At 32.0% G+C, this 24,292-nt stretch carries 21 protein-coding genes and 2 pseudogenes; 3 read left to right on the top strand and 20 right to left on the bottom strand.

Annotation, left to right across the window (positions count from 1 at the left end; translation table 11 throughout):
* Window position 1 precedes the first annotated feature (1 nt).
* Genes BAZ10_RS16720 through BAZ10_RS16710 form a run of 3 tightly spaced genes read left to right on the top strand, consistent with a single transcriptional unit; the run spans window position 2 to window position 5,959 of the window.
* Window positions 2-430, top strand: coding sequence for a hypothetical protein (locus BAZ10_RS16720; protein ID WP_078772997.1), 429 nt, complete (start codon window positions 2-4; stop codon window positions 428-430).
* The gene (locus tag BAZ10_RS16715) at window positions 427-5,601 is read left to right on the top strand and encodes a hypothetical protein (protein ID WP_078772996.1); all 5,175 of its coding nucleotides are present in this window, start codon (window positions 427-429) and stop codon (window positions 5,599-5,601) included. Before BAZ10_RS16720 ends, BAZ10_RS16715 begins: the two co-directional genes overlap by 4 nt.
* 25 nt (window positions 5,602-5,626) lie before the next feature.
* Window positions 5,627-5,959 carry a hypothetical protein gene (locus tag BAZ10_RS16710; protein ID WP_078772995.1) on the top strand — a complete coding sequence of 111 codons (333 nt, stop codon included), beginning with the start codon at window positions 5,627-5,629 and terminating at the stop codon, window positions 5,957-5,959.
* Between the two features lie 101 nt (window positions 5,960-6,060).
* Here BAZ10_RS16710 and BAZ10_RS16705 read toward each other — a convergent pair whose 3' ends face one another.
* The 20 genes and pseudogenes from BAZ10_RS16705 to BAZ10_RS16610 form a co-directional block, all read right to left on the bottom strand.
* Window positions 6,061-6,444 (bottom strand): DUF1493 family protein, encoded by a 384-nt coding sequence (locus tag BAZ10_RS16705; RefSeq protein WP_078772994.1) that lies wholly within the window; start codon window positions 6,442-6,444, stop codon window positions 6,061-6,063.
* A gap of 54 nt (window positions 6,445-6,498) precedes the next feature.
* The gene (locus BAZ10_RS16700; protein WP_078773057.1) at window positions 6,499-8,223 is read right to left on the bottom strand and encodes an ABC transporter ATP-binding protein; all 1,725 of its coding nucleotides are present in this window, start codon (window positions 8,221-8,223) and stop codon (window positions 6,499-6,501) included.
* Window positions 8,224-8,334: 111 nt separating this feature from the next.
* Window positions 8,335-9,063, bottom strand: coding sequence for an LPS export ABC transporter ATP-binding protein (gene lptB / locus BAZ10_RS16695; protein ID WP_009087046.1), 729 nt, complete (start codon window positions 9,061-9,063; stop codon window positions 8,335-8,337).
* A gap of 133 nt (window positions 9,064-9,196) precedes the next feature.
* Window positions 9,197-10,063 carry a glucose-1-phosphate thymidylyltransferase RfbA gene (rfbA, locus tag BAZ10_RS16690; RefSeq protein WP_078772993.1) on the bottom strand — a complete coding sequence of 289 codons (867 nt, stop codon included), beginning with the start codon at window positions 10,061-10,063 and terminating at the stop codon, window positions 9,197-9,199.
* Between the two features lie 39 nt (window positions 10,064-10,102).
* The gene (rfbB, locus tag BAZ10_RS16685) at window positions 10,103-11,182 is read right to left on the bottom strand and encodes a dTDP-glucose 4,6-dehydratase (RefSeq protein WP_078773056.1); all 1,080 of its coding nucleotides are present in this window, start codon (window positions 11,180-11,182) and stop codon (window positions 10,103-10,105) included.
* Between the two features lie 7 nt (window positions 11,183-11,189).
* Entirely contained in the window at window positions 11,190-11,735 is a 546-nt protein-coding gene (rfbC, locus tag BAZ10_RS16680) for a dTDP-4-dehydrorhamnose 3,5-epimerase (protein WP_078772992.1), read from the bottom strand.
* Window positions 11,736-11,738: 3 nt separating this feature from the next.
* Complete coding sequence (locus BAZ10_RS16675; RefSeq protein ID WP_078772991.1) at window positions 11,739-12,182, bottom strand: adenylyltransferase/cytidyltransferase family protein; 444 nt, start codon at window positions 12,180-12,182, stop codon at window positions 11,739-11,741.
* A gap of 249 nt (window positions 12,183-12,431) precedes the next feature.
* A complete protein-coding gene (locus tag BAZ10_RS16670; protein WP_078772990.1) occupies window positions 12,432-12,902 on the bottom strand; it encodes a PglD-related sugar-binding protein in 471 nt (156 codons plus the stop codon).
* A gap of 3 nt (window positions 12,903-12,905) precedes the next feature.
* Window positions 12,906-13,862, bottom strand: coding sequence for an MraY family glycosyltransferase (locus BAZ10_RS16665; RefSeq protein WP_078772989.1), 957 nt, complete (start codon window positions 13,860-13,862; stop codon window positions 12,906-12,908).
* A gap of 2 nt (window positions 13,863-13,864) precedes the next feature.
* Entirely contained in the window at window positions 13,865-14,890 is a 1,026-nt protein-coding gene (locus tag BAZ10_RS16660; protein ID WP_078772988.1) for a lipopolysaccharide biosynthesis protein, read from the bottom strand.
* Between the two features lie 3 nt (window positions 14,891-14,893).
* Window positions 14,894-16,027, bottom strand: coding sequence for an NAD-dependent epimerase/dehydratase family protein (locus BAZ10_RS16655; RefSeq protein WP_078772987.1), 1,134 nt, complete (start codon window positions 16,025-16,027; stop codon window positions 14,894-14,896).
* A 19-nt stretch (window positions 16,028-16,046) separates the two neighbouring features.
* Window positions 16,047-16,640 carry an LbetaH domain-containing protein gene (locus tag BAZ10_RS19455; protein WP_078772986.1) on the bottom strand — a complete coding sequence of 198 codons (594 nt, stop codon included), beginning with the start codon at window positions 16,638-16,640 and terminating at the stop codon, window positions 16,047-16,049.
* Between the two features lie 4 nt (window positions 16,641-16,644).
* On the bottom strand, window positions 16,645-17,736 hold the full coding sequence (locus BAZ10_RS16645) for a glycosyltransferase family 4 protein (RefSeq protein ID WP_078772985.1): 1,092 nt from the start codon (window positions 17,734-17,736) through the stop codon (window positions 16,645-16,647).
* The gene (locus BAZ10_RS16640) at window positions 17,717-18,889 is read right to left on the bottom strand and encodes a hypothetical protein (RefSeq protein WP_078772984.1); all 1,173 of its coding nucleotides are present in this window, start codon (window positions 18,887-18,889) and stop codon (window positions 17,717-17,719) included. Before BAZ10_RS16640 ends, BAZ10_RS16645 begins: the two co-directional genes overlap by 20 nt.
* Window positions 18,876-19,751, bottom strand: a complete 876-nt coding sequence (locus BAZ10_RS16635; RefSeq protein WP_078772983.1) for a glycosyltransferase family 2 protein — start codon at window positions 19,749-19,751, stop codon at window positions 18,876-18,878. The genes BAZ10_RS16640 and BAZ10_RS16635 overlap by 14 nt, the downstream gene beginning before the upstream one ends.
* Window positions 19,730-20,785 (bottom strand): glycosyltransferase family 2 protein, encoded by a 1,056-nt coding sequence (locus tag BAZ10_RS16630; RefSeq protein WP_078772982.1) that lies wholly within the window; start codon window positions 20,783-20,785, stop codon window positions 19,730-19,732. Before BAZ10_RS16630 ends, BAZ10_RS16635 begins: the two co-directional genes overlap by 22 nt.
* Window positions 20,778-22,229: a flippase gene (locus BAZ10_RS16625; protein ID WP_078772981.1), complete on the bottom strand. Its 1,452-nt coding sequence runs from the start codon at window positions 22,227-22,229 to the stop codon at window positions 20,778-20,780. The genes BAZ10_RS16630 and BAZ10_RS16625 overlap by 8 nt, the downstream gene beginning before the upstream one ends.
* Before the next feature lie 15 nt (window positions 22,230-22,244).
* Window positions 22,245-23,237: a mannose-1-phosphate guanylyltransferase gene (locus tag BAZ10_RS16620; RefSeq protein WP_078772980.1), complete on the bottom strand. Its 993-nt coding sequence runs from the start codon at window positions 23,235-23,237 to the stop codon at window positions 22,245-22,247.
* Window positions 23,238-23,286: 49 nt separating this feature from the next.
* Window positions 23,287-23,753: pseudogene (locus tag BAZ10_RS16615) on the bottom strand (sugar nucleotidyltransferase); the annotation flags it as partial.
* A 7-nt stretch (window positions 23,754-23,760) separates the two neighbouring features.
* Window positions 23,761-24,279, bottom strand: a pseudogene (locus tag BAZ10_RS16610) (dTDP-glucose 4,6-dehydratase); the annotation flags it as partial.
* Window positions 24,280-24,292 lie beyond the last annotated feature (13 nt).

Below are 24,292 nucleotides of genomic sequence, written 5' to 3'. Positions count from 1 at the left end.
CATGAATGCAAATAAATTTAAAGATACCCTAAACGGTAAAAATCTGTTATCAGATTTTAATTTAGTTATTCAGACAGGAACTGCCGGGCTTTTAGATTATCCAGAAAGAAAGGAAAGCCTTTCCAATGATTGGGCGGAGGAAAACGGGCAGGAATATGATTTGTCTTCACCAAAATTTAAAGATAAGGAAGTAACACTCAGTTGCGCTATGATGGCTCCGGATGATGGTGATTTCTGGTTTTATTATCAGGCGTTCTTTTCAGAGATCGCAAAGCCCGGATGGCAAGACCTTTACATATATGACCATTCCCAAACGTACAAGGTATTCTATAAAAAAACCAGTGGCTTTGTAAAGTCACTAAAAAGGCTCAAAGATGTGCCAACAGTGTTTGTAAAATTTCAATTAACAATACAAGTTAAATTCGCATGAGATACGATATAAAAAGAGGAAATACAGTTATTGCCAATATTCGTCCAACCGGAAAAATAACTTCCCGGATCATGGGTGAGGAATTGGTTAATATGTCCTTTGCATTAGTGCGAAAGATTGAATTTGCTATGGGTGATTATGTAGATGTAAAAGGACGCAGGTATTATCTTTTAGATTCTCCGACTATTGTTCAGAAATCGACAAAAGAATGGCAATACACTCTAAATTTTAAATCAGTTAAATATCGTTTAACTGATGTTTCAATGCTATTTTATGATGAATTAAATAATCTTACTGTTCCCACATTTGATATTATGGGAACGGCTGAAAAAATGATTGATCTGGTAATTACAAATGCAAACAGAGATCAGTCAGGATGGACAAAAGGCATCATTGATAATACCGAAACAAAGCTTGTTAGCTTTGACGATATAAATTGTCTCTCTGCACTTGCAAAAATTGCCGATGAATTTAAATTGGAATACTGGATTGATGCAGACCAAAGCATACATTTTACCGAAAGAAAACCACAGGCAAATATTACACTTGAATACGGGCGTAATAAAGGATTAAAAACACTTACACAAGCACCTTTGGCGGATGCTTCCATTGTAACCCGGTTACGTGTGAAAGGATCAGATAAAAACTTACCGATAAAATATCGTAACGGTCAAAAGAGCCTTAGAATTGATGTTCCATATTTAGAAAAGAATATTGATAAATATGGAGTGATTGAACATACCGAAACTTTTGACGATATCTACCCGCATAGAATCGGAACGGTGACCTCTGTGGATGCAAATAATCCTTATGTATTTACGGATAACACTATTGATTTTGATTTAAACGCAACCGATGGACATGGTAATACAACGGTACTTATCAAAGGGCTTTCTGCTAAGGTAACTTTCCAAACCGGGCAATTAGCGGGGTATGTTCTTGAAATTAAAGAGTACGGTTATAATAGCCAGACTAAAACATTTACGCTATTACCAAATAAAGAGGAAAAAGCGTGGAATATTCCGTCTGATATTATCCGTCCGGCTGTTGGTGATACTTATATTTTGTCGGATATCCAAATGCCGGCTCAATATGTAACCAATGCAGAAGCCTTGCTAAAAGCCAAAGGACAGGATTATCTTAATTTAAATAGTACTCAACGTTTTACCTATACGGGTGAAAGCGATCCGTTATTATTTAAAGCTTTGAATTATCAGCTTTCTTTGGGTTCCATGATCCGTTTAAAGTCTGTTGAATTTAGCCTTGATTCTGATGTCCGTATAACCGGATTAACAGAAGACCTACAAAACCCGTATGATATACAGCCGGACTTTTCAGATGTTACCTATACTTCGTCTATTGTTCGTCAATTTTATAAGCAGGAAAAGCAACAACAAACAATAATTAAAGAGCAACGATACAATGCTGCTGCTGCTCGTGCAGCTTATTATTTCGGATTGGAGCTTTCAGAAAAAACCTTTGATTCCGAGGGTTATTTTGATGTAAACAATATAAAGCCTGCATCCATCAATACAAAGCTTATTTCGTTAGGAGGACGTATGCAGCAGTTCGCTCTGCCTGATGTTAATTTCTACTTAGAAAATAACTATACCTCACTACGATATACTTCCGGGAGAATTGTTCATGCAACAATAGCAGATACGCCCCGCACATGGTACATTCCTGCAACTACAATTTTAAATCTTAGTGCAGTATACCAGTATGTTTATATTAAATGCCAACGTAATGGTACCAATGCAAACATACTTGTAACACCTAATCAAATAACAGTAGAGCAAGACCCGGATTTCTTCCATTTTGAATCTGGCTATATTTCATCTATTCAAAACGGATTCCGTGTGTGTAAAATGACTTATGGCTTTGCTCAGATCAACCCGCAGGAAATAAGTATCGGTCGATGGACTTCACCCGTAGGTGGTGATTACATTGCTTTTAATGAATCAGGTATTGAAATAAAGGGAAAAGTAACCTTTGCATCCGATAGCCCGGCTCTTAATCAGGTGCAGGAAAAAATTGATGCTGTAAACTTTGGTTCTGTCAATTTGTTGGATAATACGGCATATTTGAGATTGAATCCTAATTCAGTGGGATATGGTACTTCTATATTAATTGAAAATGAAGGTGAAAAATTTTATCGTGCAACTCCAGATTTAGGAAAAAATGTTTCTTTATTTGGAGCGTGGTTTACACTAGAAGATAATCAGGAATATGTAAGAGGTATATATGTCCGTCATTCAGCGCCAACAGTTCAAAAAATTGTAATTTATAGTAATGATACAAAGGAATCTGGAAGCAGTGAAAATATTGTAGAGCCTAATGTATGGAAATTCATTAAGACCAATACAATTAAAGGTAGTGGAAATTTTTCAGCATTGATAATGGTTTCATCATTACCAAGTTATAGTCTTGATTATAAAAAAACAATACTGGTTAAAGGTAATAGACTTGGTGATGACTGGATGCCTTCAGCAAATGATGTACAAAATGAAATAACAGTTGCAAAGCAGAATGCTACCAATGCACAGAACACAGCGAATACAGCTGCGCAAAATGCTATTGATGCAAATAAGAAATTAGCAGACATTGCCAATGATAACATTGTTACTCCACAAGAAAAGCCTGATACATTAAAGGAATGGAAGCAGATAGAAGCTGAACGTCCTAAGCTTATTGCTCAGGCAGGTACATACAGTATCAATACTGATAATTACAATAATTATTATGTTGCTTTAGCTAACTATTTGACTAATTCTGGTGTTTTCTTAGATATGGACGTTAGTACAAATGTAGATGGCCGAGAATTCAAAAACAATTTTCAAAATTACTATGATGTACGTCAGGACTTGTTAAAAGCCGTATCTGATGCTGCAAAAGCTTATGCAACAGGTCTTGTTGATAATATAAAAATTGGTGGGCGAAATACCTACAAAAAAAGCACTCCTATTGATACCCTGAATGTAGATTTTCAACGAGAGCACATTGATGCACCAAATGGATTCTACGCTGTTGGCAGGAATAACCCAGATGGAAACAATATAAGATTATGGGGCGTTATTGATGGAAATGGTGATTGGACTGTTTCATGGGAGATGAGAGGTACTCAATCGGTTGTCGTGGGTCTAGCGGTTGATATATGTGACAACGGTATACAATATTTTAGCTCAACACCGGATAACTCGTGGAAGAAATACTCTTTAACTGTTAATGTGAATAATCATAGTGCTGATGTTTACAACTTTGTGGATTTCTCTCAGCTTCAGTGGGCTTATTATTTGGTTAGAAACATTAAGATTGAAAAAGGAAATAAAGCAACTGACTGGACACCTGCGCCGGAAGATGTACAGGAACAACTTACCAATGCACAGAACTCTGCTAATGTTGCAAATCAAAAACTTGCGGATATAGCTAATGATAATGTATTGACAGCATCTGAAAAGCCCGATGTTATGAAAGAATGGCAGGTTATAGATGCAGAGTTCCCACATATACGCTCACAGGCAATAACCTTCGGTGTTAATTATGATAATTTTTCTTATTTCTATCAGCAGTTGTCTAACTATTTGATAAGCATTGAATATGCTAATCTCACCAAAGATAACCCAATTAACGGGGCTGAGTTTAGACAGAAATTTGTTTCCTACTATACAGAGCGTACAGACCTTTTAAAGAGAATCTCTGATGCTTCAAAAAATTATACAAACTCTACAACGGAAGCTGCCAAAACAGAAATGGCTAAAGATGCATTAAACAAAGCATTATCTGCTTCTTATGCATCAGGCAATTGCTTATATAGAGATGTTGACTTTAGAAATGGAATGAATGGTACAATGTTGTATAATAATGCCGGAAACAATACCAATGCATATTTATTAACATATACTAATATCTACAATGCACCTACGAGATCACCTCAGTGCCTTGTTTTTGGATTCGCAGCCAATAGTCAGCCTACAGAGCCGGGATATGGAGGCTTTACCTTTGCCACACCTACCAGAGCAAATGCGGTGTTTATTACACGTATGATAGCTAGGTTTCCAGCAGGAATTAAAATTGAGTTTGCTGCCAATCCATATGGAAATGATGGCTCATATGTATGGACAACATCACAATATGGAACAGGAAGATTTGAAGAGTATATCTGTATTGTAAGGTGTGGAGGAGATGGAAGTTTTTCAAGCATTAATTATTTTTGGTTTAATGACATGGGATATGGAAATAGAGCATTTGAAACGATTGTTGCATACGCTTCTGTTTTTGACATGACCGATGTTGATAAGTACTTGGAAGATAAAATCAAGCAAAACGAGCAGCAGACAGCACTTGCAATGGCACAGGCAAACAATGCGCAGAATACAGCAAACAGAGTTTCTCAAATTACATCTTTCTTAAATACTACCGTGGACGGTAACGTGGTTGCATCCGGGACAATGCTCGTAGGTGACGTAAATGGAGGTAATGCAGGCTTAACTGGTGTTACAGATCGTGGGGCTGATTCAGTTCGATTATTCTTAGGATCAAATTACGCTAACAAAAATAAAGCCCCGTTAGTAATGCTTGATAAAGGCTTAATTCAGATGCATCATCCGAATGGGGTACTAGGTTTTGAAATGGGCATCGTTAATGGAAAGCTTGTTTTCAATGTCTATGACAATTCTGGCAACAAAACTATGGAAATGGGTTCACAGGGGATTATTTTCTCAAATTATATTCCTGATAGTTGGGACAATTATCTGCTACTAAACATTCCATCAGGGAGTACCAATTCCGATGCCGATTTTGAAAACTTTTTACGTGGTCAATTAATGATAAATACGTATCAAAATGACACTTATGGATGGTGTAATGTTGATCTTAATACAAACAATAATTATTGGAGATATTCAGCCGGAGTGTCGTATGATTCTGCTAACTATAAGCAGTATGAGAAGTTTTACTACGACACAGACAATAGCAAACAAAAGCCGGGGCCTTCTACTCCTAAAAAATGGGATGGCTGGTATGCAATGCCTGCTCATGCGCAAGGTTCTGATGCACCTGTTGGTGGAATGTCAAATTGGAGCATTACAATACTATGTATACGGTTAGCAGGAGGCGAACAAGTACAGACAAAAAATATATCCATGTCAGGATCAGAATTTATACACCCTTAATTAATAACAAACAAATCTAAATACAATGGGAACACAAGCAACAACAGTTAGAACAATTATTTCAGACAATCGCCAAATTATGGCTCAAACTATTATTTCAGGGAATACCGTAACATTTAACTATAATTATGTAGTAAACCCGCAAAAACCACCATTTGTAATCACATTTAGTGTACAAAGAGGAAAAACCGGGGATCAGGATTTTACCGGAAATTTTGCAATGACTGGGTCATATTTTCCAGAGAATGATAAATTCCAATTTGAAGCTACTGGTTCAAAGCCCGGAGATGAAACATTAAGAGAAGGTGTTCTGAATGAATGCAAAGCAATTATTGCAGAATTAACAGTAATAAATTAACTACTGTTTAAACACTATTTAAAAAGCCTTTCAATATTCTTGAAAGGCTTTATTTTTTTTGGACATTCAATTTTATTTTTTGTGAAATTCAATTTTGCCGATTATAATACAGAAAGTACTAAATCTCCAACCTCAAGGCGCTTACATTTAATGCTGAAAATATTTCTATACATTCTCTTTATACTCACAGAGAACAAAGAAAATATTTTCATAATGATCCGTAATGGTAATTTTAATACTTCATGTAATGGATTAAGCTCTGGAAAGTAATCTTCATAAGTAAGCCCTTCTAATGTTAAATTGAATCTTTTCTCATATTCTTCCAGAAAAAAATCCCAATCCAATTCATAGATACCATAATCCAGATAATATGCATCCGAAAGTTTTGTTTTACCTTTTCTTCTATACCCTAAGTCTTCACTCAATTGTTTTACAGCAAGAATAGCACTTTTAACATCCGAATATTTTGCACAAATAGTTTCCATTCCCTTTACCTTAAGATAACAATAATAACAAATTTACAAATTCACTTTAATAATTTACTCTTTATAAGTCTTTACTAATCGGTCTAGATTAAGGCTTCTTGCAGAAGCATCAAAAATTTCTTTGTAAACACCTTCTTGTTCATAGAGTTGCTCATGAGTTCCACTTTCAACAACGTGGCCTTTTTTCATTACATAAATTTTATCTGAATCCAGAATTTGTGATAAGGAATGAGAAATAATAACCACTGTTCTGTTTTCTTTAATAGCATCCAAGCTATTCTTAATCTGCTCTGTTGCAATTGCATCTAAACTTGCAGTTGGTTCATCAAGAAAAATAATGGGTGGATCTTTCAAGAATAATCTTGCTATCGCAATTCTTTGTTGCTGTCCTCCACTTAGCTGTGTAGCATCATGTTGATATCCTTCCGGTAGATCCAGAATCTGATTATGGAGATAGGCTTTCTTTGCAGCCTCCTCTATCTGATCAAAAGAAGCATTCATATCTCCATATCGGATATTGTCTTCTATTGTACCTTTAAAAATATGATTCTTCTGTAAAACCAATCCGATATGACTTCTTAGAAATTCATTTTCATAGTCATTTAGATTCTTCCCGTCTAAAAGTATTTCGCCTTTGTTAGGTAAATAAAATTTGCACAGAAGATTGATTACAGTACTCTTCCCGGCTCCGCTTAGTCCAACTAAAGCAGTTGTTTTTCCGGCTTCAATCCGCATGTTAATGTCATATAAAGCATGTGTCCCATTTGGATAAGCAAAGTCAACATTCTGCAAATCAAATGTACCTTTTATCTTTACACCTTCTATACTACCATTAGGTTCAGTTTCATCATCAGCATTTAATATTTCAAAGTAACCTTCAGCATAAATAAGAGCATCATTCATTTCATCATAAATACGATGAAGCTGGCGAATAGGTGCTGATACATTATTAAAAAGCATAATATGCAGCATAATGGCTCCTATTGTCATTTTCTGATCCAGAACAAGGTAAACCGTCAAAAGAATAATAAGCACAACTCCTATTTGCTCTAAAAAGGTTTTGAGTCCATCATAAAAGAAATTGGTACGGCGTGTGTACATCTGGCTGTCCATAAGTTGCATCTGAAGATCGAATTGTTTTTTGCCTTCGAATTTCTCCCGAACGAAGCTTTTAATAACCATAATGGAATTAATCAGGTTGAGCAGTCCATTAGTTTTTTGTTCGCGCTGAGTACGTAGTTGCCTCCGAACACCCTGTAATTTTTTAGCTTGCAAAACACTTACATAAAAGTAAATGGGTATAATAACAGTCGATACTAAACCTACATACACATTTTGCATGTACATGATGATTAATGCTATAATAGCATTGGAAAATAGAGGTAGAATATCGATAAAGAAATTCTGAACTAAACGCGTTAAACTTTCAATTCCTCGATCAATGCGAATTTGCAGTTTTCCGCTTTCGTGATTTTCGTCGTTATAGTAAGCTATTCTATAGGTTAAAATCTTATCAATAGCTGCCTGGGCCAGATCACTGCTAACATTTATTCGGATCTTCTCTCCATAAAACTTTTGCCCAAACTGAATAAAGATATTGGCAAGTTCCTTCCCTAAAAGGATCACACTAATAACAACCAAAACATGAATTCCTTCCTGCATTGGATGTGCAAGGTGTGTTAATTTGGAAACCTCATCTACAGTATACTTAAGTACAACAGGATTTACCTGAGCCGCAAGAGCGCCCAGAAAGGTAAGAATTAACGTCCCATAGATCATCAGCCTATATGGTTTGATAAAAGGTCGTAATTGTTGATAAATATGGATAAGATTGAGTGTCCTTCTGAATTTTTTTGCCATAAAATCTTCTAAGCCACTCGAAGATACGGATTAAAATTTTTCGAATCTAAAGTTTTCTCCAAGATATGCCTGACGTACTTCGGGGTCATTAGCAAGATCTTCCGGAATACCTTCTTTCAGAATTTTTCCCTCAAACATAATATAAGTTTTATGGGTAATGGCAAGAGTTTGCTGTACATTATGGTCAGTAATCAAAATACCAATATTTTTGTCCACTAAAGAGCGTACAATTTTCTGGATATCTTCTACCGCAATGGGGTCTACCCCTGCAAAAGGTTCATCTAGTAATATGAAGCTTGGATTCGTTGCTAAACATCGTGCAATTTCAGTTCTACGTCTTTCTCCACCGGACAATAGGTCACCTCGGTTTTTACGAACATGCTCAAGAGAAAACTCTTCAATTAATTCGTTACATTTCTTTTTCTGCTCCTGCTTGGAAAGTTTCGTAAGTTGCAGCACTCCCATAATATTATCTTCAACAGATAACTTCCTGAAGATTGAAGCTTCCTGAGCCAAATAACCAATTCCTTTTTGAGCTCTACGGTACATTGCATCCGAAGTAATTTCATGGTCGTCCAGCCATATTTTCCCGGAGGTTGGTTTTACCAAACCTACGATCATGTAGAAAGATGTTGTTTTACCTGCACCATTTGGCCCTAACAATCCGACAATCTCTCCTTGTCGAACTTCCACAGACACACCCTTTACTACTTTTTTAGGACCATATTCTTTAATCAGATTTTCTCCGCGTAGAATCATTTGCAATAATTAATTGGACAAAGATAGAGAAAATTGTGATGTTGTCTGTTTGTGAATTTCAGTAATCCTGATTTTGTCTCCACTTCGGATAATCTTTTATAAAAAAAGCAGACTCTTTGTCTGCTTTATTTTTCTATCTATCTTTTATCAAATTCTTCAGATAAGCTCCGTAGCCACTCTTTCCGTACTTTTGTGCTGTTTCCAGAAGTTTCTCTTCGTTAATAAATCCGTTAAGGAATGCTATTTCTTCTATACATCCTATTTTGAAACCCTGACGCTTCTCAATAACGCTAACAAATTCAGAAGCTTCTCGTAAAGAGTCAAAAGTCCCAGTATCCAGCCAAGCTGTTCCTCTGTCCAGTACACCTACTTCTAGTTTGCCTTGCTCTAAGTAAACGTTATTAACATCCGTGATTTCTAATTCTCCACGTGGAGAAGGTTTTATATTCTTAGCTATTTCTACAACATTATTATCGTAAAAATATAAGCCTGGTACTGCATAATTAGATTTAGGCTTCGAGGGCTTTTCTTCTATTGATAAGGCTTTAAAATTATCATCAAATTCAACAACACCATAACGTTCCGGGTCGGCTACATGGTACGCAAATACAACACCTCCATTTGGATTAGTTTTATGTTTTAGCATTCTCCCCATACCATTTCCATAGAAAATGTTGTCTCCCAAAACTAAAGCTGCAGCATCATTTCCAATAAATTGCTCTCCTAAAATAAAAGCCTGGGCTAAACCGTCGGGACTGGGTTGTACCACATATTCGATATTACATCCTATTTGTGATCCATCTCCTAAGAGCTTTACAAATCCTGCCTGATCATGTGGTGTGGTGATGATTAGTATATCTTTAATCCCTGCTAAAAGCAAAGTAGATAAAGGATAATAAATCATCGGCTTATCATAAACAGGCATTAGTTGCTTACTTACAGCTATCGTTAATGGATATAATCTTGTTCCGGATCCTCCGGCGAGAATAATTCCTTTCATTTAATCTCAGATTTATGAATTTATTTGCCTTTTCTAAAATTATGAATATTGATTTTCATAATATTTTTGATAATCTCCAGAAGTTACATTTTCTAACCATTCTTTATTATCCAAATACCAATCAATTGTCTTAGATAGTCCCTCTTCAAAAGTAACTGAAGGTTTCCAACCTAGATCTTTATTTAATTTCGTCGCATCAATTGCATAACGCTTGTCATGCCCGGGACGGTCTTTAACAAATGTAATAAGTTTTTCAGAATGACCTTCTGGCTTGCCTAATTTAGCATCTAATTGCTTGATTAATTCTTTTACCAGATCAATATTCTGCCACTCGTTAAAACCTCCAATATTATAAGTTTCTCCAGTTTTAGCTTCATTAAATATTTGATGAATTGCTCTGGCATGGTCAATTACATACAACCAATCTCTTGTATATTTTCCATCTCCATATATTGGCAATGGCTTTTCATTTAAGATATTAGAAATACACAGTGGAATCAACTTCTCGGGGAAGTGGTTTGGTCCATAATTATTGGAACAATTAGAAACTATGAATGGCATTCCATAAGTATTACCATAAGCTCTTACCAAATGATCGGACGCTGCTTTGGAAGCGGAATAAGGAGATTGAGGATCATAGGCTGTTGTTTCTAAAAAGAAACCTGTTTCGCCTAAACTTCCATACACTTCGTCTGTAGAAACATGATAAAAAAGATTTATTCGTGGTTCATCCGGAAACCTGCCATGTGTGTGTTCAGGATTTAATGTCCAGAATTCACGACACAAATTCAGTAAGTTTGCTGTTCCTATAACATTTGTATTAATAAATGCATTTGGATCTGTAATGCTTCTGTCTACATGACTTTCTGCTGCCAAATGTACTACAGCATCCGGGCTATATTTTTCAAAAACCCTTCTTAATTCTTCAGGCTTTGTAATATCCGCTTTTTCGAAAACATAATTAGGAGAGTTTTCAATATCTTTCAGATTTTCAAGATTTCCTGCATATGTTAATGCATCCAAATTGATAATTGTAATCTCAGGATTTTTTTTTACAAATTCTCTTACAACATGAGAACCTATAAAACCCGCTCCTCCGGTGATAATAATATGCTTCATGGTATATTTAGTAATTTTTGTCTTTGAAAGTTGGAGCATTCTGATCTTTTTCTGACAATATCATGTCTGCCTCTGCAATTTTCCAGTCAATATCAAGATCAGAATCATTGAATTTAACACTTCCTTCAGATTCTTTGTTATAAAGATTATCACATTTATAGGAAAAAACAGCAGTTTCACTTAGTACCACAAAACCATGAGCAAAACCTCTGGGCACATAAAACTGTATTTTATTCTCCGCAGTAAGCTCTACTCCATACCATTTTCCAAATGTGGGAGAATCTCTTCTCAAATCTACTGCAATATCCCAAACCTTTCCTTCTAGACAAGACACTAATTTAGCCTGTGCATAATCTCCTTTTTGCAAATGCAAACCACGCAAAACTCCATAAGATGATTTAGATATATTATCCTGAACAAAATGTCCATTTAAGCTTGTTAATTCTTCAAATTTTTTTTCATTGTATTTTTCATAAAAATATCCTCTTTCATCCTCAAAAACGGTAGGTTCAATAATATAACAATCTTTAAGTGGTGTTTCTATTAATTTCATAGATTATTTGTTTGCTTCTTGTTTTTTAAGCTCTTGCTCATAAACGGCTCTTTTTAAAGCTGTACTTGAAAAACGATGATCCCTCTTATTATAATATATTTCAATCCCTTTTTGCTCACAATATTCTTTTCCCGTAAAGTTAGTATCCCTATAATCATCCCCAATAATACGTATATCTATCACAAATGATTTTAGAATATCTAATAAGTCTTCCTCTGTATTATATGGGATAATTTCATCTACAGAACGACATGCCTTTAGCTGAATATAACGCTCCACAATACTTTGTGTAGGCTTATTTTTATTTGGTCTATCAAGAGTAGGATCTAGTTGCAATCCAACTATAAGATAGTCACATACGGTTTTAGCTTCTTCCAACATTTTTATATGACCAGCATGTAATAAATCAAAGGCTGAAAAAGTAATTCCTATTTTTTGTGTTTTCATTTTTATCTATTATTTTGTAAAATGTAATGAGCAAAAGTACATATTAAATTATGAAAAGGCAATTCGATTTTATTCGATATTATTTCTAAATCTTTTTCTTAATATTTTCAATAATTACGGTTTCCCGTAATTGTAATTAAAAAAAATGATATACTTTTGGAGTAACATCAAATCACAATTTATCAAAGCTTCTCATAGTGTATTATACTAAAGAGAAGCTTTTTTTATTATAGACGTCTTTGTTTAGTATTAAAAAAATGTATTTCTCGCAATTACTTGATTAGGCTCAATAATTTTATTTTTAGTAATATTAGCCCCTCCTCCTATATATGTATTAGGATATACTGAAACAAAATCTTCAATCACAACATCATGATCTATTGTAGTATTTGCATTGATTATAACATGCTTTCCAACTTTTGTTCCAGCCTGCAAAACAGCATTAGCCAGAACAACTGTACCTTTTCCAATTTCAATACCATTAGCTAATACAGCACTAGGGTGAATTAATGTAGCAAACCTATGTTCAATTTTTTTTGAAATTTCCTCTCTAACTTTATTATCTCCTATACATATTATTATTTCTGCATTTGGAAATGCATTCGGATCATATATATTTTCTTGATCAAATATTGCCTGTATTGTTCCTCCTAATTTATAAATAAGATCTTGCACGACTTTTGAATGGCCTCCATTACCATATAAAACAAATTTCTTCATCACCTAAAGATTATGTTTTTTTATTAATTTTTGTTTTATTCCAAAATATACAATACTACCGAAACCTATAATACTTCCTGACAATATTAGCTGAGCACTTACGGACAGCGATGTTCCCCATATTACAATCCCTCCAATAAATAGTTGTATCAATCCATAGATTCCGGAAACAATCAGTTTATTAGTCTTATTTTCATTTGCTAAATATTGGTATAAATGGCTGCGATGAGCTTTAAAAATATTTTCACGTTTGTTTAACCTTCTAATAATAGTCCATATTGCATCTAATCCATATACTGTTAAAAACAACAAGTATATAATATTTCCAGTTTTCCTTATTAACTGACCTAAAAGGAATACAATAATAAATGCAATACTTACACTCCCTACATCTCCGGCAAAGCATTTTGCTTTTTGTCTGAAATTAAAAAAACCAAAAACTAGTGTTGCAATAATACTATAGTATATTAAATTTCCATCTATAAAATCTATTCTTTGATTGACTATAGCTAATAAAATTAGAACAACCAAGCTATAACACGCTGTAATCCCATTAATCCCATCCATAAAGTTATAAGCATTAATAATTCCGATAGTTAATACCAATGCTATTAAAGGAATAAACCATGCATAAGAAAAAAGTCCTATCTGCATGAACATCAGTATTACACTTACTAAGTGTATTAGTAACCGAATCTTATTAGACAATGTAAATATATCATCCAAAAAACTTATTAAGGCCATTAGAGTAAGTCCAAGTATAAAATATGGATATTGAAAATCTGAAATTATAAAGAATAATAATGCTCCAAAATAAAAAATAATTCCACCTCCCCTCAATGTAATCTGAGTATGTGAACTTCTTTCATTAGGTTTATCTATAATATTAAACCTATCTGCAATTTTGAAGTAAATAAGTTCTAAGATGAAAAGAGATATGATAATTAGTAGGTATTGCATACTTATAGTGATTTATTCCAATAATCCTGTTCAGGATTTATAAAAATATTATATAAAAAACCTTCTAAAGAAAATTTTTTGTAAGTTTCTTTGTCTACTTTTTGATAAGGAGTTTCAAAAAAAGATTTATTCAGCCTAATATTTGTTCTATCAATTACAAAGACATTATTTTCATTATAAAAAGGAAATTTTTTAATTTCCTGATTTGTTGTAATTATTTTTTTTTTCGCTCCTAATGCTTCAAAAGTACGGAGTGTTAAACCTCTTTGATAAGGATGATTGATATCTAAAATCACTTTAGATTTTTGATAATAGTCCAAAATTTGCACTTTGCTAAGAGATTTGAAACTTAACTTTTTATAATCGAATTGTTTAAATGTTTTATCAAAAAAGCGTTTATAGAAATATACAAATTTACCTTGCATATAATAGAAACAAAATGCCTTCAGTTTATTTTGCTGACACCAGTTCTTTATTTTGGAACTAATAATATAGCGGTCTGAGTGAGCAGTACCTATAAATAATAAATCTAAAACTTCTTTTCCCATTTCCAAATTTTCATATTCATCCAAGAAAAAAAGAGGTCTAAAATAGATATTATACTTTTTTGCATCTAATGGATCAAAAGAAGATTTTCTATCAAAATAAACCAAATTTTTTAAAGCATGAGGATTATTATCAAAGGAATCCCAACAATAGAATAGTTTTGTACAAGCGGGATTTTGCTTATTAAATTCCTGCAAAAAAAACTCAGGGACAACCTCTCCTTTATTTACAAAAAGGAAATCATAGTTTTCGTTCTCAATTGTTTTCAGAATATTCTGATAATATGAATTAATTCTAACTTGATATAAGGACTTTTTAACCCTAATAATTGCTTTTGTGAAATTATTATTATTAGGTCTTTCATCAAAATAGGTAACATAGGCTCCAAAAGATTCTAGTTTACGAATAATCTCATTTTCTAAATTAAAAGTCCGAACGCTTAAGAATAGGACTTTTTTTCCACGTAATTGATTGGTAATCATAAACTATCTGTATAAACCTTTCGCTTTCATTTCATCAATCGATTTTTGATACTGATCTTCTTGAACTTCTTGCATATTTACCCATTCTGTGAATTGTTGAAGACCTTGTTCAAATGTTACTTTTGGTTTGAAACCCAAAACTGAATTAATTTTGGTTAAATCCGCATAGTTATGACGAATATCTCCCAACCTGTAGTTTCCGGAAATTGTTATCGGAACTTCTACTCCATAATTTCTTATTAATCCCTCGGCTACGGTCAATACATCTGTTGCCACTCCCGTGCCGACATTAAATACCTGATTATTTGCTTCTTCCTTTTCAATACCTAAAATCGTAGCATCCACTACATCATCAATGAAAACAAAATCTCTGGTTTCTTTTCCATCTTCGAAAATATTAATACCATTTCCGTTTTTAATTTGCGTAGAAAAAATAGATAAAATTCCGGTATAAGGATTTTTAAGAGACTGACCAGGACCATATACATTTTGATAACGAAATGCCACCCCTGCAATACCAATTGTAGGACAAACCGTTAATACCATTTGTTCTTGATTTTGCTTTGTAATTCCATAAACAGAAGATGGATGAATTTTTGAAGCTTCATCAGTACCAACCAAGGTCAAAGTAGATGAACCTGGATATTTCACTTCGAAATCACCTTGATTCATATAGTCTGCTGTACGTTGTTTTGGATAAACAGCACCTAACTCTTGACTAATGTATTTTCCTTCCCCATAAATAGAACGAGAAGACGCGACAACCACTTTTTTAATCGTATGCTTAGTATTTACTAATAAATCTAATAATAGCGCAGTTCCATTAATATTTACGTCAATATATTTTTTCACTTCATACATGGATTGCCCTGTTCCTGTTTCTGCCGCATAATGTACAATAGCATCTTGTCCTTCAATAGCTTTCCTCCAATCTTCTTCACTGGTTACTGTTCCTAAAATAAATTTAACTTTGTCCTTAACACTTAAATATAATGGAGAGGTTTCCGTTGGATTTTCACCATGAATTTGTGGTGACAGATTATCTAAAACTGTTATATTATAACCTTTTGAAATTAATTTTAAAGCTAGATTAGATCCAATAAATCCTGCACCTCCAGTAATTAGTATATTTTTCATATTCAACTAGATTTATATTTTAATATTTTTCCCAATTTTGGGTTTCGAAATTGTATATTTTAATTGGTTTTGCGGGTATCCCTACTGCAATAACGTTTGGCGGAAGGCTTTTTGAAACTACTGAATTGGCACCAACAATTGTGCCTTTACCAATAGTAACACCTGGCAAAACGGAAACAAATTCTCCTAACCAAACATTATCCTCAATAACTACAGGCTTAGAATATAATTTTCTGTAATGTGGAATTGAATCTGGCGTAGAATCATTTTTATCCCCCGAATAACTTCCATGTGAACAATCCGAAACATAAATTTTACTTGCAAAAAGGACATTATTTCCTATCTCTACCTTTTCCCTAGCTGTAATATGTACATAATCATTCATTTGGAAATTCTCGCCAAAAAACAATGTCGTTTGATTATTTTCGGGATAAGCCTCAATTCTACAATTCACTCCTGTTGTAAAACCTTTGGAAACTTTAATAAATTCCCTTCCTCTAATATCAATCGGGAAACGGATAATTCGAGCATTTTTAAAAATAAATATTGTTCTTATTTTACAGTAAACAAGAGATAATAATTGTAGAAACGAATATCTTTTTAAAAGCTCCATTTATTTATATTTTGTTATAAAGTTCTTCATAAAAGTCTAAATAATCTTGACAAGTTTTATCCCAATTAAATTTTTCAGATTGTTCAATTCCTTTTTCAATCAAGTTATCTCGAAAATTCTTGTTTTCCAAACTTTTCATAGACTTCGTAAACTCTTCTACACTTGTATTCTTACACAAAATTGCAGCATCTCCTGCTACTTCAGGAATTGAAGAGTTATATGTTGCAATTACAGGACAATGCGTCTTCATTGCTTCTACAATTGGAATTCCAAAGCCTTCATAAGAGGATGGATACAAAAGAGCAAATGCCTTATTGTAAAGAAAGTTCAATTCTTTGTTTCTTAATTTTGAAAGAATAAGATAATTATCATCTAGTTTGCTTTCTACAAAAACTTTTTCTTCCTCAGTAAATGGCTCCCCTACAATCACCAACTTATATTTATCTTTAAATTTTACAGCAACTTCAACTGCTATCGGAAAATTTTTATAATTCGTCCGATGCCCTATATATAATACATATTGAAAATTTTCTAAAACGGAAAATCTTCCTTCTTTCTCTGATATATCAAAATCATTATCAATAAAAAAGAAATCATCACTTACTCCATTATAAATAACGCGAACCTTTGTTGGATTTAGATCGGGTATAAAATGTAGCAAATCTTTTTTTGTATTTTCTGAAATACAAACTACGCCCGCAGAATTGCGGACGGCATGTTTTTTTTGTTGCAAGTTGATCCATTTCGCGAGCCCAGTTCTAAATCTTTCGGTAGTAAAATCATGGATAGAAGTAACATTTATTGCTTTTGGAGAACTGGAAATACGAAAATAACTGGAATGAAAAATACTTTTTTCTTTAATAGGAACAGTAAAATTCAAATATCTACGAATCTTAAGCCAAAGAAAATTCTCATTCTGAATATTTTTTAATGATATACCTTTTCTGAAAATATTTTCATTAGGTTCTTTCTGATCATAAAATACTGATTCTATTTTTCCATTATCATTAAATCGTTTAATTAGTTCTGTCCAATAAACAGAGCCTCCACCTGATTTTTGCAATGAATAAATGATATTATCGAAGATTATTCTCATGTTTAAAATAATTTTTAAGAATAAAAATAGCTGTAAAAAATAATAAAAATGGAGTATTAAAATAACCTATACCTCTAATAAAAATATCTAATGAAAAAGCAAAATAAATTGAACAAGCAAAAAGTATATTTTTATTTTTTATTGTAGAAATTTTAATATAAATTTTATAAAAATACTTTAGATATATAATTATTAAAAAGACTCCTAATAAACCAAATTCACTTACAATCTTTCCAAATGTAAGTCCAGCATCAGTATCATTAACGTTTCTTCCTAATAACCTTATAATCGTATCACCTGCTTCAGTTTCAACTTTCACAAATCCTAACTGCTGGATTCCAATACCTAAACCATATGTTTCCTTTAGACTATTATATGCCAATTGCCATCCTTGTACAAAAACTAAAACAGATAAATTATCTGAATCTGTTGTTAATTTAAGCCTATCACTAAAATAGGTTAGATCCAAATAAAAAAACATTAATAACCCTGTAACAACTAAAATAATAATACTTTTTTTTCTGAAATTTAAAATAATACACAATGCAACCCCCACTAAAAGTGTAAAATTCTTTAAGAATAACGCTATAAATCCACCTATTATTATATATATAATTTTTTTTTGCGTATTTGCAGTAAACGTTTTATAGTAAAGAAAAGGCATAAAAAAAAGAGCATAATGGGAAGGCTCATTATATGGAATTATAGGCTTAGTATTATTTATGTTTTGAATTGATGGAAAAAAGCTACCAACAAATGAAAGCATAAATATTACAAAGCAAATATTTAGTATATTATTTAAAAGTTTCGCATTTAAACTTATGATTTTTTTTGATAAAAAATAAGAAGTAAAAATAAAAAGATGGAACATTAATATAGATAAGAAGCCTCTTAAAAAATCCACATTTTTAAAGAAAAAACTACATAATAACAAATGAATTATTATTATTATTTCAAAAAAAATAATTTGATTAAACACTTTCTTTTCAAAAAGAAAATTTCCAAAAAAAGAAAATGTTCCTAGAAATAGTATACAAAAAAAAAGCGTCCCTGTCATTAATGAACTTGCTATCAAGTAATACTGAGGCAAAGGAATTACAAACAATAGCAATATGAAAAAGAATAATAAGTATATATATTTATTTTTGGACATGGTTTAACTTTTTAGCAAAAATCTTTCCTATTTGTAGGGCCATTGCTTCTACTCTGTAATACTCAGCAACATTTTTATTTTTCAATAGAAATAAAAATGTTGCTATTTTAGTCAGGATTAACCTTTTATAGTAAGTAAAATTAAACCCATGTTTTACACAAAGATAAGCTGTACCACATCTGTATTTAAAAACACGATTTAATGATGTTAAATCACCCTTATCTAATATAACCTGAGGATGATAAAACTTAATTTTAGGAGTATAATAAATTTTATGTTTAGAAGTAGTTAAAAGCCTGTAAACCCAATCAAAGCCTTCTTCAGCTCCAAAAAAAGTACCTGCTCCCATGTTTTCATCAAATTGAAAATCATCAAATACTTCTTTTTTGCAAACAACAGTAGCTTCTACAAAACCTCCAATCATATTATTCTTATTTAAAAAATAGGCTTCATTGTTAAAATTAAGAACACTATCTTTTCCTTCTTTGTCAATACATTTTCCAAAAACTAAATCTAGATTGTGAGTATTAATCTCCTCAAATGCTTTTGAATATGTATCTTTAAAAATAAGACAGTCATCATCTGGAAAACTAATAAAAGCTCCTGAGGCTATTTTAGCTCCATAATTTTTAGCTTTCGATAATCCTCTAAACTCTACTTTATGATGGTTTATTGGTAACTGATGCTGAAATACAGAAATAATTTCATCTAAAAGATTTGAACCATTTTGATCGATAATAATAATCTCATAACTAAAATCAAAAAAGCAGTCTACAATAGATTGTAAAAGTTCCCCAACCTCCTTTTTTCGCCCAATAGTTGGGACGAGTATTGATAATTTTAAAGGCTCTTTAGTATCCATTTTAAGTTTTTAGTTTTAAATGCACCAACTATAATTTTAGGAGAATGTTTCAACAACATTTTTATTTTATTTCCTATGCTTACTTCCGACGATTTAAAAATACTAAAAAGTAAGTAAATAAAATACTGGTAAGAATATTGATCTATTTCTTTTTTTTCATTAATAGATACACAATTCATCTGTAAAAATCGATCTTTCATTTGAAAAAAATCTTTAAAAACAAGGCTAATATCCTTACCTGTCATCAATTTTAAATCAACCAACTTCAGGGCTATTTTCAAATAACTTAAAGTTTTATTTTCAATTTCTAAAATATTTTGTGTATATTCTTTAGCAATTTGATAATGGTTTTCGGACATTAATTTCTGGTTATTACTTGTAAGCCCATTAGGATTAATTCTGTATCTATAAAGTTTTTCATCTATATTAAACACCGACTTATTACTATTATTCATTAGAACTTTAGTAAAAAAGTAATAATCTTCCGCAACAGAAAAACGATTATCAAATTGAAAATCTGCAAATACATCTCTATGGAACAAAGCCTGGGAAGGCATTGGCGAATTCAACATCGCCATAAATCTAATTGATTGATTTAATGTACATATATCTAAACCATCTTTTTTATACAGAGGACCGCTATCTTGATCTATATAACTAAATGCTGTAGATGCCATAATCATTTGTGAGTTCGATGTAAGCTTCATTAATTCTTCAACTCTTGTTGATTCAAAAATATCATCAGAATCCATTCTTAAAATCCAAGTAGTAGACGTCATCTCAACAAGTTTATTAAGAGTCTTTATCACGCCTAAATTAGTTTCGTTTCTATATGAACGTATCCTTTTATTTGACAGGCTATATTGGGAAAGAATCTCAAATGTATTATCTTTTGACGCATCATCTAAACAGATGACACTAAACTCATTAAAACTTTGATTTAGCAAAGAGTCTAATGTTGAAGCAATATATTTCCCAACATTATAGCATGGTATAATTACTGTAACTGAATTTGAATGTTGCAAATTATTCAATTTTAATAATTTTAGACTTTGTTAATAACATATTTACAACATCTACAATAATTTTGTTTCTTACAATAAAATATTGCAAAAGCAAGTAAATAAGTCCTGATAAGGATAAACCTACAGCACCCGATACAGCATCATTTGGAATCCAAAAATTTACTAAATAAAAAACAGGTATAAAAAAAACACAAACTAGGAGTGTTTTTATTACAAATCCATATTCAATATCAAATTGTTGATGTTTTATAGCAAAATAAAATAATATAACAGCAACCGTAATTTCCGTACATAAAAAAGAAATTGTTGCCCCTTTATATCCCCATGAAGGCATTAACAAAAAATTTAAAACCAAGCTAATTACTGTTCCAAAAATCGTTGCTATTAAAAAATCTTTTTCCCGTTTTAATGGGGTAAGAATATTTAAAGCAAATAAATTACTAAAAGGAAGTACAAAAATAAGAATAGAAAAAACTTTCAAAGAAAAAATAGCTGGTTTAAATAATTTCCCTCCTAAAACATAAATGAATTCACTAGCATATAAATTAACCAAAATTGCAGCAGGTAAACCTGCAAAAACATTAAAAACAACTATTTTATTCAATAATTCTTTATAAACGCTCTTATCCTGAGTCGCTATCAGAGCTGTTTTAGATAAGACGACTGTCGTTAGGGAAGAAACTATTATTACTACAATATTAAAAATTCTAAATGCAATGGAAAAATACCCAACATCTAGATCTGAACTTAAAAAACCAAGCAAAATTGTAGTCATAGTAACGTATATACTAATCATAAATTTCGTTGTAAAGAAAGTAAGAAGAGGTGCTATATGTTTTTTTAAATTCAAAAATGAAGGAAACTGATACTTTATATTTTTTGTTATAAATAAAATATTAAGAACTGAGGTTAAAACAAAAGTAAGAACTGTAATAAAATAGTAAAGTAAGCCATCATTTACATCTGTAACAAAAATAAATATTGCAACTATACTTAATGCTTTTACAATAAAAGTACGAATTGCAATAAACTTAAAATTTTCTAAACCTTGAAAAAACCACTCCAATGAAAATAATCCCATCAAAACTTGAATACTCCCAAGTAAATAATAGTTTTCATTCTGTTTCACTGTTGGATTAAAAAAAACAAAACTAAAATAAACAATTAGAACCAAGATCGTTAAAATAGAATTAATGCTTATAAGTTCTGAAAAAGTTTTATTAATTTTCTCTTTGGATTCATTTCGAGACTTAGATATCTCACGAACACCATACACCGAAATCCCTAATGCGGCAATAGTAATAAAATATTGTGCAAAATTATCAACTAAATTAAAAATACCTATTGTTCTGGGGCCAAGAACTCTATTAGTATATGGCATTACAGTAATAGGGAATAACAACTGGCTTATTAATAGTAAAAAATTGAATATAAAATTTTTTAAAACGGTCATCCTATTCTCAATATTTTATAATAAATTATCATTATGAAATCTTAAACTATCATATATATCCTTTACTTTCTGAGCTTTATCTCTTCTCAAAACCAAAATAGCATCATTTGTAACTACCAAAATACTTTTTTTAATTCCTAAAAATTCAGTATAGACATTTGTTCCTATCACCATATTTCCATTTTTATCAACAGGATGTCCTTTAGATTTTAAATATTCATATACTGACTCGAAAGACCCCATATCCGACCATTTGAAGTGAGCTTTTACAGCTTTTATTTTTTTAGTTTTTTCCATTACTGCATAATCAACAGAAATAGATGGAATTAGCATACTTTCTTCTAATGGAATTTTCTTATTATTTTTCTCAAGTGCTTTCTTTGATCCCTCAAAAACATCTGGTTGAAATTTCTTTAATTCTTCTAAAAAAACACCTGCTTTAAAACAAAACATTCCTGAATTCCAATAAAAATTCCCTGCCTCTAAAAACTCCTGTGCAGTTTCTAAATTAGGTTTCTCCCTAAAACTAATTACTTCATTTCCTTTAATTTGAACATAGCCAAAGCCTGTTTCAGGTTTAGTTGGTTTCAAACCAAAAGCAACTATAAAGCCGCTTTTTGCAAGAAAAATAGCTTCTTCTATTGATTTTTTATACTCAATTGCATTTTCTATCAAATGATCTGAAGGTGTCACTACTAAAATATCATTCTCATCAACAGAAAAAGCAGCAAATGCTATTGCTGCCGCTGTATTTCTTGGGATTGCTTCTGTAATTTCTGTAAATGAATTTACATTCAAATCCTTAAGTGCTTGAACTGATAAATGCGAATTATCAATATTCCCAACAACTAAAACATCATCACAAAGTTCTTTATTTCTCAAAACTGTTTGCTGAAACAGAGACTTTCCTTCAAACAAATCAATATATTGTTTAGGCATTTCTTTTCTGGAAAGTGGCCAAAGACGACTTCCTACACCACCTGTTAAAACTACATTTATTACTTTCATTAAAACTTTATATTGAATCTTTACTTCATTTATTGAAATACACCAATTTTTATTTACAAACTCTAATTAAATAATCCCCGTATCCACTTTTCACTAATGGTTCTGCTATTTTTTTAATTTTTCTTTATTGATAAAACCCATTTTATATGCCATTTCTTCAATTGCTGCAATTTTTAATCCTTGTCGTTCTTCAATTACTTGGACAAATTGCCCAGCTTGCATCAAAGAATTTGTAGTTCCTGTATCAAACCAAGCTGTTCCTCTGTTAAAAATCCCAACTTTTAGTTTACCTCTTCTAAGATATTCTGCATTAATATAGGTAATTTCCAATTCACATCGTGGAGAAGGTTTGATATTTTTTGCAATTTCTACGACATCATTATCATAAAAATACAATCATGGAACTGCATAATTTGATTTTGGTTCTGTGGGTTTTTCCTCAATAGAAACCACTTCATTTTTATCATTTAATTCAACAACACCATAACGTTCTGGATCGCTTACTTGATATGCAAAAAACTACTGTATCGTGATACGCTCTCACGAAATGATCCGAAGAGGCCTTAGATGCAGAATACGGAGAATGCAGATCGTAAGACGTTTCTTCTGTAAAGAATCCATCATCTCCCAAAGCACCGAAAACTTCATCAGTAGAGACATGGTGGAAACGTTTTTTTTCGAAATTATCTTTCCAAATGTGTTTTGCTGCATTTAATAGATTAACCGTTCCTATTACATTCGTCATCACAAACTCTAATGGATTCGTAATAGATCGATCCACATGAGATTCTGCAGCCAAATGAATTACTCCATCCGGTTGATACTTTTCAAATACATCCAAAATGGTTCTCACATCAACGATGTCAGCTTTTACAAAAGTATAATTTGTTTGCCCTTGAATATCTTCCAAGTTTTCTAAATTTCCTGCGTAAGTTAATGTATCAAGATTAACAATCTTTTTATCTGGATACTTTAATACAAACTCCCGTACCACGTGCGAGCCAATAAAACCTGCTCCACCAGTAATTAGGATTGTTTTCATATTTGTCTTTATT

Origin of the sequence: Elizabethkingia occulta, assembly GCF_002023715.1 — a bacterium.
In the GTDB taxonomy this organism is placed as follows: Bacteria; Bacteroidota; Bacteroidia; order Flavobacteriales; family Weeksellaceae; genus Elizabethkingia; species Elizabethkingia occulta.
Note: the sequence above shows the minus strand (reverse complement) of the source record. Positions and strands in the feature narration are given on the sequence as shown.